Origin of the sequence: Streptomyces sp. NPDC002088 (genome assembly GCF_040296605.1) — a bacterium.
In the GTDB taxonomy this organism is placed as follows: domain Bacteria; phylum Actinomycetota; class Actinomycetes; order Streptomycetales; family Streptomycetaceae; genus Streptomyces.
This window is the reverse complement of the sequence record NZ_JBEOXO010000030.1, coordinates 35,360-48,259: the sequence shown is the minus strand read 5'-3', so window position 1 is coordinate 48,259 and position 12,900 is coordinate 35,360. Positions and strand designations below refer to the sequence as shown.

The 12,900-nt window shown below is 71.5% G+C and carries 11 protein-coding genes and 2 pseudogenes; 9 read left to right on the top strand and 4 right to left on the bottom strand.

All coding sequences use genetic code 11. From position 1 onward, the window contains the following. Window positions 1-4: 4 nt before the first annotated feature. Window positions 5-1,099, top strand: a complete 1,095-nt coding sequence (locus ABT114_RS41590; protein WP_351149849.1) for an NAD(P)/FAD-dependent oxidoreductase — start codon at window positions 5-7, stop codon at window positions 1,097-1,099. 69 nt (window positions 1,100-1,168) lie between these two features. Here the strand turns inward: ABT114_RS41590 and ABT114_RS41585 are convergent, their stop codons facing one another. Continuing rightward, a complete protein-coding gene (locus ABT114_RS41585; protein ID WP_351149846.1) occupies window positions 1,169-1,396 on the bottom strand; it encodes a hypothetical protein in 228 nt (75 codons plus the stop codon). Between the two features lie 190 nt (window positions 1,397-1,586). Here ABT114_RS41585 and ABT114_RS41580 point away from each other — a divergent pair, with 190 nt between their 5' ends. The 3 genes and pseudogenes from ABT114_RS41580 to ligA all read left to right on the top strand — a co-directional run bounded on the left by ABT114_RS41580 (window position 1,587) and on the right by ligA (window position 6,044). Next, entirely contained in the window at window positions 1,587-3,188 is a 1,602-nt protein-coding gene (locus ABT114_RS41580; protein WP_351149843.1) for a multicopper oxidase family protein, read from the top strand. A 238-nt stretch (window positions 3,189-3,426) separates the two neighbouring features. After that, window positions 3,427-3,725, top strand: a pseudogene (locus ABT114_RS41575) (hypothetical protein). 129 nt (window positions 3,726-3,854) lie between these two features. After that, the gene (gene ligA / locus ABT114_RS41570) at window positions 3,855-6,044 is read left to right on the top strand and encodes an NAD-dependent DNA ligase LigA (RefSeq protein WP_351149840.1); all 2,190 of its coding nucleotides are present in this window, start codon (window positions 3,855-3,857) and stop codon (window positions 6,042-6,044) included. Here ligA and ABT114_RS41565 read toward each other — a convergent pair. Then, the gene (locus tag ABT114_RS41565) at window positions 6,031-6,234 is read right to left on the bottom strand and encodes a cold-shock protein (protein WP_059190954.1); all 204 of its coding nucleotides are present in this window, start codon (window positions 6,232-6,234) and stop codon (window positions 6,031-6,033) included. The two genes, ligA and ABT114_RS41565, sit on opposite strands and share 14 nt — an antisense overlap. A gap of 358 nt (window positions 6,235-6,592) precedes the next feature. Here ABT114_RS41565 and ABT114_RS41560 point away from each other — a divergent pair, with 358 nt between their 5' ends. From ABT114_RS41560 to ABT114_RS41540, 5 genes and pseudogenes are all read left to right on the top strand, one after another. After that, window positions 6,593-7,222, top strand: coding sequence for a hypothetical protein (locus tag ABT114_RS41560; protein WP_351149836.1), 630 nt, complete (start codon window positions 6,593-6,595; stop codon window positions 7,220-7,222). A 104-nt stretch (window positions 7,223-7,326) separates the two neighbouring features. Further along, window positions 7,327-7,578, top strand: a complete 252-nt coding sequence (locus ABT114_RS41555) for a ferredoxin (RefSeq protein WP_351149833.1) — start codon at window positions 7,327-7,329, stop codon at window positions 7,576-7,578. Further along, entirely contained in the window at window positions 7,568-7,696 is a 129-nt protein-coding gene (locus ABT114_RS41550) for a hypothetical protein (protein WP_351149986.1), read from the top strand. Before ABT114_RS41555 ends, ABT114_RS41550 begins: the two co-directional genes overlap by 11 nt. A 174-nt stretch (window positions 7,697-7,870) precedes the next feature. Beyond that, entirely contained in the window at window positions 7,871-9,550 is a 1,680-nt protein-coding gene (locus ABT114_RS41545) for an IS200/IS605 family accessory protein TnpB-related protein (RefSeq protein WP_351149830.1), read from the top strand. Then, a pseudogene (locus ABT114_RS41540) lies at window positions 9,523-10,134 on the top strand (FAD-dependent oxidoreductase); the annotation flags it as partial. The gene ABT114_RS41545 and the pseudogene ABT114_RS41540, both read left to right, overlap by 28 nt. Before the next feature lie 182 nt (window positions 10,135-10,316). Here the strand turns inward: ABT114_RS41540 and ABT114_RS41535 are convergent. Both ABT114_RS41535 and ABT114_RS41530 read right to left on the bottom strand, forming a co-directional pair. Further along, window positions 10,317-11,558, bottom strand: a complete 1,242-nt coding sequence (locus ABT114_RS41535) for a vWA domain-containing protein (RefSeq protein WP_351149827.1) — start codon at window positions 11,556-11,558, stop codon at window positions 10,317-10,319. Further along, on the bottom strand, window positions 11,555-12,817 hold the full coding sequence (locus ABT114_RS41530) for an AAA family ATPase (RefSeq protein WP_351149824.1): 1,263 nt from the start codon (window positions 12,815-12,817) through the stop codon (window positions 11,555-11,557). The genes ABT114_RS41535 and ABT114_RS41530 overlap by 4 nt, the downstream gene beginning before the upstream one ends. Between the last annotated feature and the right edge of the window lie 83 nt (window positions 12,818-12,900).

Sequence of the window (12,900 nt, the reverse complement as noted above, 5' to 3'; positions counted from 1 at the left end):
CGACGTGCTGATCGCGGGAGGCGGACCGGCGGGAGCGTCGGCCGCCCTCGCCCTTCGGCGCCAGGGCGCCACGGTCGTTGTCGCCGACCCCGGTCGCAGCCAGAAGTGGAAGCCCGGCGAGAGCCTCTCGGCGCAGGCCGGGTCCCTGCTCGAAGGCCTCGGCGTGCTGAACCGGGTGACCGCCGGGCCGCACACTCCGTGTTTCGGGAACGAGTCGGCCTGGGGCGGAAGCGTGCTCACCGGCACCGACGTCCTCCTCGACCCTCTCGGCCCCGGATGGCATCTCGACCGTCTCCGCTTCGACAGCGAGCTGCTCGATGCGGCCCGCGAAGCGGGGGCCCGGCAACGACGTGGCCGGATCCGCTCGGTGGAGCGTCGTACCGGACACTGGCGAATCACGCTCGGCGGCGAGACCGTCCTCGCCCGCTACGTCATCGACGCCACCGGCGCGAGTGCGGGCGTCGCCAGGCGCGTCGGCGCGCAGGTCCGGCGCGACGACCGGCTGGTCGCACTCGCGGCGCGCCTGCCGCCGGGCGCCGCACACGGGGACGTACCGCGGACATCGCTCGTCGAGTCCGTGCCACTGGGCTGGTGGTACACCGCACCGCTGCCCGGCGGAACGACCCTGGTCATGGCGGTGACCGATGCCGACGTAGCCGCGGGGTACGCACTGCACCGACCGGAGACCTGGTGGCGGGAGCTCATGGCGACCACGCATGTCAAAGCCCGCCTGCGCCTTCGTGCGGCGCCCCGTTCCTTCGACCTGCGGATCGCGCGGGCCTCGACCTCCCGTGCCTGCCCCGCGGCCGGGCCGGGATGGGCCGCGGTCGGCGACGCGGCCCTGGCCACCGACCCCATCGCAGCGCGGGGCATCACCACGGCCCTGGCCACCGGCATCTCAGCGGCCGACGCCGTCCGCGCGGACGCGGACGGCGCTGCCCTGTCACTCCAGCGATACGCCGAACGGGTCGCAGCAGTCCACAGCGAGTACCTTCAGGCGCGAACCGTCTGCTACGGAATCGAACAACGCTGGGACACTCCCTTCTGGACACGGCGCCACCCGGAACCCGGATCACCTTCCCGCGACGCCGGGGCATGAGTTGGCCCAGCCCCATGCCGACCCCGCCCCCGGCCCCATCGCCGAGACCGGGCATCGGCATCGTGCTGGTTACCGGCTCGGGCCGGCTCCGAGCAGCTCCGGGTTCGCGCCGTGGGTCAGCTCGGCGAGCACCGCCCGGACGCGTTCAAGGGCATGGTCGAGAGCCAGCGGCAGTTCATGGTCGAACTCGCAGATGTCGTCCTTGAGGAACCTGGAGGCGAACTTCGCACCGAGACGGCCTTGCCCAGCGATGCGACCGAGGGCTTCCTCCAGGAGCTTGTCCTCTGGCTGCGGCATCCGGCGCCCCCTTCTTGCCTGCACGATCGAAACGGCTCCGTCAGCATGCGCGCAAGCGGCGTCCCAACGGGTTCGGCAACGGTTCGTCACCTTACCCGTCCGACGTACACGAGGCGCCGGACGCGCGATTCATCGGACGCGCCGCTCCCAGTTCTCGCGTAAATCACTACAAAACGTGTGTTATACGTTCATGCAGACTTATACGCGGCGCGCCCTGCTCGGTGTCTCGGCCGTAGCGGCAGGCTCGGGAATCCTGGCCGCCTGTTCCGGGTCCGACTCACCCTCGGCATCCGGTCCCCACTCGGGAGCCGGCCACGGAGGCAGAGGTTTCGTCCCCAAGGGACCGAAGGGTTATGTGGACCCGTCCGGGCCCGAGGTCGTCGCCGTCGAGAAGAGACGCGGGTCCGGGCCCGTCCGCCGGTTCAAGCTCACCGCCACCGAGACGTCCCTGGACCTGGGCGGGCGTACCGTCAGGTCATGGGCGTACGGCGACTCGCTGCCCGGTAAGGAGGTCCGCATCACCGCGGGCGACATCCTCGACCTCACCCTCGCCAACCACCTGGCCGTGACGACGACGCTGCACTCGCACGGTGTGCGCATGCGCTGCGACATGGACGGCGTGCCCAGCCTGACCCAGAACTCCATCGCCCCCGGCGCGGACTTCAACTACCGCTTCGCCGTGACGCACCCGGGCACGTACTGGCTGCACTCACACTCGGGCATGCAGCTCGACCGCGGTCTGTACGCCCCATTCATCGTGGAGGACCCCAAGGAGCCGTTGTCCTACGACAAGGAGTGGGTCGTCATCCTGGACGACTGGGTGGACGGGGTGGACGGCTCCACCCCGGACGATGTGCTCGCACAGCTGCACAAGGGCAAGAGCGCGGCGATGGACATGGACATGGGCGAGGGCACTGCGCACAGCCAGGCCGACCACGCCAAGCCCGCCGGGCCCTCCCGCGTGCTGCACGGCTCCCACAGCAGCCTGCTGCGCAGCGAGGGCGGCAACGTCGCCTACCCGTACTTCCTGGTCAACGGCCGTCTTCCGCAGGCCCCATCGGTTTTCCGGGCCCGCCCCGGGGACCGTATCCGGCTGCGGATCATCAACGCCGGCGGCGACACGGCCTTCCGGGTGGCGCTGGGCGGCCACGAAATGACGGTGACGCACACCGACGGCTATCCCGTGCAGCACGAGCAGACGGACGCGCTGCTGCTGGGCATGGCCGAACGGTACGACGTGCTTGTCACCGCCAAGGACGGCGTGTTCCCGCTGGTCGCGCTGGCCGAGGGCAAGAAGGCCAGGGCGCTGGCAGTGCTGCGCACCGACAAGGGCAAGACCCTGCCCAAGCCCTCCGTCCACCCCAAGGAGCTCGACGGGCGGCTCGTGCCGGCCAGACGGCTCCAGCCGCATGATTCGGTGGCCCTGGCCGACCTCGATCCGGACCGCGAGATCCGCATCAGAATGACCGGCGGCATGAAGAACTTCGACTGGGGCTTCGACCACCGGTCCTATTCCCTGGAGCAGCGCCATCCGATCCGCCAGGGCGAACGGGTCCGGCTGACCCTCATCAACTCCACCGATATGTGGCACCCGATGCACCTGCACGGCCACACCTTCGCCATGACCGGCCTCGACGCGGCCGGGGCCCGTAAGGACACCGCGTACGTGCTGCCGCACCACAAACTGGTGGTGGACTTCTACGCCGACAATCCGGGCCTGTGGATGCTCCACTGCCACAATCAGTACCACTCCGAGTCCGGGATGATGACCGTCCTCGGCTACCGCACATGACGGCAGCGCCGGCGCTCTGCGGAGCAGTGGACTACCGCATAGGGCGGGGCCGGGGCGGTGTGCCCCGGCCCCGCCCCACCGGACTCAGGCGCCGTCCCGGTCCAGGTAGGGACTCGGCAGCGCGAGCAGAGCTCGTAGGCGGTGCAGGGGGGATGATGTGGCCGCAGTCTTCGACTACGTGGCCCTCCAAGCCGTCAGTCAGGGGCATGCGTTGGTTCTGCAGCGCCCGGCCGACCGGGTGGGCGCCGATCGCCGGGCGGGGACCGCGAGCCGACGGCGTCGACGGCGAGAACCCTGGTGTCGTAGCCGGCTCGACCGCATCGGGACCAAGTGGACTTCGACGGCGATCAAGGTGCTGGCGGAGGCGGCCAGGCCGGGTGGAACCCGCCGTGCCGCCGCGGGTGCACGGCCGGCTCACCCCGCCGGGGCTCCCGCTCGACGGCCCCCTCGCCGCGGTCCGCCGCGTGGGTGGAGGAACACATGGGCGAGATCCGCCGCGCCGACCAGCGCCATGACGCGGCATCCGCCGGTACGTGAACCGGGGGCCGGCCTCCGGGAAGCACAGTCCGCGGATGTCGCCGCGCACTTCGCTGGGCCCCGGCACACCGCGAACCAGCGGGCGCGCGCGAAGGCCCGTTGTCAGTGGGTGGCGGCAAGATGCCGGTCATGACAACACCTGCTGCAGTGATCATGGATGCCGGCGCCTATGAGCAGGCGGTCGAGGACGCCGTAGAGGCTGCGGCCGCGTACTACGCGGGCGGCACCTCGTCGTTGGACGACGACGCCTACGACCGGCTGGTGCGCGGGATCGCCGAGTGGGAGGCCGGGCACCCGGATCAGGTGCTGCCCGACTCGCCGACGGGGAAGGTCGCCGGCGGCGCGGTCGAGGGCGATGTCCCGCACACGGTCGCGATGCTCAGCCTGGACAACGTGTTCTCCGCCGAGGAGTTCACGGCCTGGGCGGCGTCCCTGGGCCGACGCCTCGGCCACGAGGTCACCCGGTTCAGCGTGGAGCCGAAACTGGACGGTCTCGCCATCGCCGCCCGCTACACCGCCGGGCGCCTCACACGACTGATCACCCGTGGGGACGGGACGGCCGGGGAGGACGTCTCGCACGCGATCGGCACCATCGAGGGCCTGCCGGCAGTGCTGGCCGAGCCGGTCACGGTCGAGGTGCGCGGCGAAGTCCTCATGACGGGCACCCAGTTCGAGCACGCCAACGAGGTGCGTACCGCGCACGGCGGGCAACCGTTCGCCAACCCCCGCAACGCGGCGGCGGGCACGCTACGGGCGAAGGAGCGCGCCTACACGGTGCCGATGACGTTCTTCGGCTACGGACTGCTGGCCCGGCCCGACACCGCCCCCGCTCTCGCCGGACCGCTGGGCGAGCTCTCGCACAGCGATCTGATGGCCCGGACGGCCGAACTCGGGGTGCACACCACCGCTGCGACCCTGGTGCCCGGTGTGGTCGTCGACGCTGCTGAGCAGGTGCTGGCCCGGGTGAAGGAGATCGCGGCGCTGCGAGCTCAGTTGCCGTTCGGGATCGACGGAATCGTCATCAAGGCGGACCTGGCCGCCGATCAGCAGGCCGCCGGATCCGGTTCGCGGGCGCCACGGTGGGCGATCGCCTACAAGCTGCCCGCCGTGGAGAAGATGACCCGGCTGCTGGAGGTGGAGTGGAACGTCGGCCGGACCGGCATCATCGCCCCGCGCGGCGTGCTCGAGCCGGTGGAGATCGAGGGGTCCACCATCACCTACGCCACCCTGCACAACCCGGCCGACATCACCCGCCGCGACCTGCGCCTGGGCGACCACGTCATGGTCCACCGGGCCGGCGACGTCATACCCCGCATCGAGGCCCCGGTGGCCCACCTGCGCACCGGCGACGAGCAACCGATCGTGTTCCCCGAGGTGTGCCCGCGCTGCGGTTCCGGCATCGACGCCGGCCAGGAACGCTGGCGCTGTGAGCAGGGCCGCAACTGCCACCTGGTCGCCTCCCTGTCGTACGCCGCCGGCCGCGACCAGCTCGACATCGAAGGCCTCGGCTCCACCCGCGTCGTCCAGCTCGTCGACGCGGGTCTGGTCACCGATCTTGCCGACCTGTTCACCCTCACCCGCGAGCAGCTCCTCGGGCTGGACCGGATGGGTGCCACCAGCACCGACAACCTGCTCGCCGCGATCAGCGCCGCCAAGGGCCGACCGCTGTCCAGGGTGCTGTGCGCGCTCGGGGTACGCGGGACGGGCCGCTCCATGTCGCGGCGGATCGCCAGGCACTTCGCCACCATGGACGGCATCCGGGCCGCCGACGCCGCGGCGATGCAGCAGGTCGAGGGCATCGGTACCGAGAAGGCCCCGGCCATCGTCGCCGAGCTCGCCGAACTGGCCGCGCTCATCGACAAGCTCGTGGCGGCCGGGGTGAACATGACCGAGCCCGGCGCGACGCCTCCTCCGGCCCCCGGCATCGACAGCGGCATGGGTGGAGCGCCGCACGACGGGCCGCTTACAGGGATGACCGTGGTGGTCACCGGCGCCATGACAGGGCCGTTGGAAAAGCTCAGCCGCAACCAGATGAACGAGCTCATCGAACGCGCCGGCGGCCGCTCCTCTTCCGGCGTCTCGAAGAAGACCACGCTGGTCGTCGCCGGAGACGGCGCCGGATCCAAGCGCGCCAAGGCCGAAGATCTCGGCATCCGCCTGTCCACACCGGACGAGTTCGCCGGCCTCGTCGCCGACTTCATCGGCTGGTTCGACTCCGTACACTCCGCTCGTGCGGCGGAGACGAACCGGCACGGTGTCTGCGCAGCGAGCGCTGCGCGGACACCGTGCCGGCCATGTCGCCAGATCAGGCGGGGGTGATGTTCTCCGCCTGCGGGCCCTTCTGACCCTGGGTGATGTCGAAGGTCACCGCCTGGCCTTCCTGGAGCTCGCGGAAGCCGCTGGCGTTGATGTTGGAGTAGTGCGCGAAGACGTCGGGACCGCCCCCGTCCTGAGCGATGAAGCCGAAGCCCTTTTCGGAGTTGAACCACTTGACGGTTCCGCTGGCCATGCCGGTGCCTCTCATTCGATGACGGATCCGCACCGCGCGGACCCGGAGGTGGTCGTCCTGGTCCTCGGGCACTGCACAGCAAAACGCCCGCACGACAGTGCGGGCGCGTACGGCGAACCACGACATCTGCCGACGACGCTACACGGCGAATGCGCCCCTCACCAGTGGGTAAGGCCCGTCAGGTGCAACGGTGTTGCGTACGGGCTCGTCGATTTGTCACGGATGGCCGGTGCGCGGGTGCCCTCGTGGACGCCTCGGCCCGCCCACCCTGTCACCCTCGCGGGTGTCCCCGGTGGCGCGGGCGTACCAGGACCTGCTTGCTGGACCGAGAGGGGAACCGGAAAGAAGGCGAGCGTCCATGGAGCCGGAGAACGAACGGCTGCAGACGCCGCGGGCCGCCGGTCTGGCAGGGACCGTGTTCGCGGTACTCCTCGCGACGGCGATCGTGCTGATCCGGATCGCCATCCCCTCGGGGAACCCCGCCGGCGCTGCCGTGAACCCGGGCCAGGGGTGGGCCGTGCGTGTGGCCCTGGAGATCGTCCCGTTCGCGGGAATCTTCTTTTTGTGGTTCATGGGTGCCGTGCGTGCCCAGATCGGGGAGGCCGAGGACAGATTCGTCGCCACCGTGTTCCTGGGCAGCGGGCTGGTGTTCGTCGCCACCCTGTTCGGAGCCGCGGCTGCGGCCGGCACCGTACTGAACGAGGGGCCCTCGACGTTCGGCCGTTACTTCGCGTACTCGATGATGACGACGTACGCGCTCCGGATGGCGGCCGTGTTCGCCTTCACCGCCTCGACCATCGGGCACCGCCTCCGTATCTTTCCACGCGGGCTCGCCCTCTTCGGATACCTGGTGGGGCTGGTCCTGCTCGTCCTGGGTTCCGGCGTGCCCTGGTCCGAACTGGTCTTCCCGGTCTGGGCCCTGGTCGTCAGCGTCCACCTGCTCCGCCTCGGTCTTCGGGAGCCGCCCCGTGCCGGGGGCGCGGAGTGAGTTCGCCGGTCATTCCCTCGGGCGCCTCGACGGGCGGCTCCGCGCCCTCTCTCACATGCTGAAGGGACGGGGGCGAGCAGGGGCCGCGGAAAGGCTGATCCTCGGTGAGGCGTGTCGTCGATCTCAACCGCTGCCAGGGATACGCGCAGTGCGCATTCCTCGCTCCGGACGTTTTCACCATGCGTGGCGAGGAGTCCCTGCTCTACAACCCGCGGGCCGAGGAGGCGCGACGCGACGAAGTGGCGCGAGCCGTCGCCGCCTGCCCCGTCCAGGCCATCCTCCTCGAAGGCGCGGACGGCGTGGACGGCGTGGACGGCACCCCCGGATCTGACCAGGAGGCGACCGGTGAGCGGTGACGGATCGCTGGAGTGGCTCAAACGCGAAGGACGCATCGTCGTGGTCGGCGCCTCGCCGGCAGGGCTGCGGGTCGCGGAGACCCTGCGCGAGGAGGGGTGCGGAACTGTTGCCGCTTGACCATGCAGGAGTGCGCTTTCGCGAGCATGGGTGAGCACTGGTACCGCGGCGGAGCATGCGGGCGGGTTTCCGGTCGGTGGGAACGGGAGTGTGTCCGTCGAATGCGTGACCTTTACGGGCGGGGCTCGTTGGGCGGGGTGACGGGATGGTGCGGCGCTGGGTGGGGGTGACGGGATGGGTGGACTGCGGGAGGTGGCGGCGTCGTTCGTGGTGCCCGGCCCGGCGGGGGTGGCGGTCCGGGCCCGGCTGCGGGTGTCGGGGTCGGATGCGGCGGTGCTGGCCGAGGTGGGAGTGTTCCTCGGCTCGCTGGCCGCGGGTGATCTCGCGGTGCGGTCCCAGCAGGGCCTGGAGCACGATGCCGCCGCGTGGGCGGTACGGAAGCGGGAGCTGACCGGGGTCTGTTCGGCCAGGTGGGCGGGCAGTATCACCAAGGCCACGCATGACCAGTGGGCGCTGGCCCGGCGGGGGCAGGCGGCGGAGTTGGCGTGGCTGCGGGGGCAGATCGCGTCGATCGAGGCGCGGCTGGCGCGTCCGCTGGGCGCGAAGGCGGACAAGCGGGCGGGGCTGGTGCGGGGGTACGGGTCGCGGGCGGAGTGGCATGCCAAGTCCCGCCGCCTGCACGCGCTCCAGTCCCGGCTGGCGGGCGTGGAGGCGGACTGGGCGGCGGGCCGGGTCCATGTGGTGCGTGGCGGGAAGAAGCTCGCCCGTCTGCGCCACCACCTCGACCAGGCCGGGCTGGACGAGCAGGGCTGGCGGGAGCGGTGGCGGGCGGCGCGGATGTTCCTGGCCGCGGACGGGGAGTCCGGCAAACGCTTCGGTAACGAGACGATCCGTATCACCGACACCGGACAGCTCTCGATCAGACTCCCCGCCGCCCTGGCGCATCTGGCCAACGCCCCGCACGGCCGGTACGTGCTCGACGCGACCGTGCAGTTCACGCACCGGAGCGAGGAGTGGCTGGACCGGATCACGAACAACCGGGCGGTGGCCTACCGCATCCACCACGACCCGGTGCGCGGCCGCTGGTACGTGACCGCCTCCTGGCAACGCACCCCCGCCGCCCCGGTCCTGCCTTTGGAGGCGGCGCTGGCCCGGGGCGTGGTCGCCGTCGACATGAACGACGACCACCTCGCCGCCTGGCGGCTCGACCCGCACGGCAACCCCGTTGGCGAGCCCCGCCGCTACTTCTACGACCTGACCGGCTCCACCACGCACCGGGATGCGCAGATCCGGCACGCGCTGACCCGGCTGCTGCACCACACCCGCGCCACCGGCGCGGCCGCGATCGCGATCGAGGACCTGGACTTCACCGACGGACGGTGTCGGGAGAAGCACGGCCGCAACAAACGCTTCCGGCGTCTGATCTCCCGCTTCCCCACCGCCCGGCTGAGGGCGCGGCTGGTGGCGATGGCCGCCGAACAGAACATCACCATCGTCGCGGTCGACCCCGCCTACACCTCCCGGTGGGGCGCCCAGCACTGGCAGCAACCCCTCACCACCAGCAACCGACAGGTTTCCCGGCACGATGCGGCCAGCATCGCGATCGGGCGACGCGCCCTCGGACACCCGATCCGGCGACGGACGACACCGCCCCCTGCTCACCAGAGCGATGAACAGGGGCATCGGACCGCCCAGGCCGAACCGGGAACCCGCAGGCGTGAGGAACCCCGCCCCCGCATCCCCGGACCACGCACCACGCACCACGCACCAGATGCGTGCCGCCCGGCAGCGGAGCGAACGCGGGCGACCAGCGTGCCCAACACCGTTCGGAGCACGCGACTGAGCACGAGTCCTGGCAACAGGACTCACTCCCACTCAGTCCCTAGGAACGGTTCACCGGCTCGCTCACGATGATCGGCGACGAGCCGTACGAGCCCTACGACCGGCCCCCGCTGTCCAAGCAGGTCTTGCTGGGCAAGGCGACGGCCGACCACACCGCCCTCCCCCGGCGCCGGGCGATCGACGCGCAGTGGCGCCTCGGGGTCCCGGCCGCAGGCCTGGACATGGCGGCCAGGCGGGTTCGGCTGGCGGACGGCGACGAGGTGGAGTACGACCGGCTGCTCATCGCCACCGGTGTACGGGCCAGGCCGTGGCCTCAGGAGAGCGAGGCGGGGCTCGACGGGGTGTTCGTCCTGCGTACCCGTGACGACGCCGCCGCGTTGGAGCGCTCGCTCGCGCAGGGCCCGCGCCGCGTGCTCGTCATCGGCGCCGGGTTCACCGGCTCGGAGATCGCCTCCGCCTGCCGTGAACGCGGCATCGCGGTCACCGTGGCCGAACGGGCCGCCGCGCCGCTGGTGGGAGCGCTCGGCGGAGTCGTCGGCGAGGTCGCGGCCGAGCTGCACCGCGCACACGGCGTCGATCTGCGCTGCGGCGTCATGGTGACCGCTCTGGAGGGCGACTCCGCGGGACACGTACGCGTCGCCCGTCTCTCCGACGGGAACAGGACCCGCCCCCTACCGGCAGAACGCGGTCCTTCGCGGCCCGCGCCATCTGCCGATCGCTTGCGACACCATCCGCCCGTAGCCGACGGAACTGTCGGTGGCGGATGTCGTCGCGGCGTCCCCAGCCGATGATCGGCAGACGTCACGCCACCTGCGGGGGCTCACCGAACAGCGAGAGCTCATCCGATGTCGACCACACGTGCCCAAGCGGGCGGAGCGTCCGGCACGTAGTCGGGATCGTCCTCGTCCCACGACCCGGCTGCCTGCTGCCGAGGGAACAGGCCCACCACCGTCCGGCACGGTGGTCGCGTGGCCGGCCAGGGCGTCTGCCCGTCGGTCAGAACCACGATGGCATCGGGGCGCGGCCGTGTTCGGAGCGCCTTGGCGAAGCCGGTACGCAGATCCGTACCGCCGCCGCCCAGCAGCGGTATCCCCTCGGCACGGCACAGCGGGTGAGCGATCCGGGCCGCCGCGTCGCACGGCACCACGGTGACCAGGTCGCGACGTCCGCCCACGGCTCGGGAGATCGCGGCAACCTCGAGGAGCGCGCTGCCCAGTTCGGCGTCACTGACCGACCCGGATGTGTCGATGATCACGGAGACCCGGGGCGGCCTGCGCCGGAGGCTCGGCAGAACAATGCCGGGCACCCCGGCCGAGCGCCGCGACGGGCGGCCGTAGCTGTAGTCCTCGCCCGCGCCCGGCCCGGAGGTCGCCGAGCGGACGGCCGCTCCCAGCAACTCCCGCCACGGCTGCGGCGGATGGAACGCCTCGTCCGCCCACCGCTGCCACCCTTTCGAGGTGTTCCCCGGACGGGCGGTGATGCCCTGCGCCACCCGGAACCGCACCGCGTCCCGTTCCTGATCGCTGAGGCCGTGCGCGCCGTCCGGTCCCAGTTCCCATTCCCGTTCCAGTCCGTCGGCGCCACTGCCGCAGTCCAGCCAGACCAGGTTCTGTGTGCGCAGCCCAAGCCGGAACTGGCGCAGGTAGTCCTCCATGAGCTCCCCTTCGGGCAGCCCCAAGGTCGTCGGCCGCACAGCGCCTTCGGGCCGGACCAACCCATCGCCGTAGACGTCGTCGTTGATCTCGCAGTCCGCGGCGATGTTCATCCGCAGCCGCTCCCCGGGACCGGTCAGCCCGCGCTCCCGGGCAACCCGGTCGCTCCGTCCGTGGTGGTCGCGCAGCAGATGCGACACCTCGTGCACCCATACGCCCGCCAGGTCCTCCACGGTCATCCGGTCCACGAACGTGGGCGAGACGTAACACCGCCAGTACCGGTCGACGCCCATCGTCGGTACCTGCCGCGACTCGACGGTGTGCAGGGCGAACAGCGCGGTCGCCAGGTAGGGCCGGGCCCGGACGGCGTGCAGTCGGGCGGCGAAGAGCTTGTCGAGGTCCAGTGCCCCTGGTGCGTCCGGGCTCATCGGCCGGCCTTCACAGCGACCGCGGCCCGGGCCGCCGCCTGGTCCGCCCGCCGGGACAGGGACACCGCTCCGGCGAGCTTCTCGATCGACGCCGGTACGTCCCAGTCCTCGCGGCGCAGTGTGGCGAGGGTGGTCGCGGGGACGACCACCAGGTCCGGCGCTCCCGTCTCCAACGCACGCACCAGGAGCGCCCACGCCGCGTCCCAGCGGGACTTCTCCGGACGGTTGCGGACCGCCGCCACCACGCCGTCGAGCACGGCCTGGCGCAGATCCCCCCGCTCGGGCAGGTCGGCACCCGCCGGGTCGGCGAGCAGTACCTCGGGGTCCGGGAGGTCCATCCGGTCCAGACTGGCCAGCAGTTCCAGCCCCGGACCGTCTCCCACGGTCCCCCGGACCAGCAGGGAGAGCACATCCCGGGACGAGCCGGCCGCGGTCGCGAAGGCGATCAGGCACAGGGTCATCTCCCAGCTTCGGGGTGACGGCCAGGGGCCGCCCCGGCGCGTTTCGTTGCTGGGCAGTTGGTGCACGAGTTTGGGACGCGCGGTGAGGAGCCCGCACACCGTGCGGCGGGCGAAGTCCACCGCCTCCGACAGCTTCTGAGGGGAGAGCCGCGGCAGGGTGGCCCGGGGCCAGGTCCCACCGAGGCCGCGTACGACGACCTCGTGGTCGTGGGTCCACTGAAGGTGAACGAACCGGTTGGCCAGCGGCGGGCTCAGCTCCCAGCCGTCGGCCGCCGAGGACCGCGGATTGGCGGCGGCCACGATCCGCACCCCGGGCGGCAGTTGCAGGGCGCCGATCCGCCGCTCGAGCACGAGCCGGAGCAGAGCGGCTTGAACGGCCGGCGGTGCGGTGGACAGCTCGTCCAGGAACAGCAGGCCCCGGCCGGCCCGCACCAGGCGAACCGCCCAGTCCGGCGGGGCCATCGGGACACCCTGCTCCGCGGGATCGTCTCCGACGATGGGCAGCCCAGAGAAGTCGGACGGCTCGTGCACGCTGGCGATCACTGTGGTCAGAGGGAGGTCCAGGGCCGCGGCGAGCTGGGTCAGGGCCGCGGTCTTGCCGATCCCCGGTTCACCCCACAGGAGCACGGGCAGGTCTGCGGCCACGGCCAGCGTCAGGGCCTCGAGTTGGGTGTCGGGGCGGGGTTCGGTGGTTGCGTCGCGCAGCAGGGCCAGCAACTCGCCGGCGACGTCGAGTTGGGAGGCAGTGGCCGCAGCGGAGGGGGTGTCGGGGGCAGCGAACGGGGCGTGTGCAGGCATGTTTGATCACCTTTGGGTTCGTGGTGAGCCGAGTGAGTGGGTGTGAGGAAAGAAGGTCCCCGGGTCAGGGGGAGGAGAAGGTC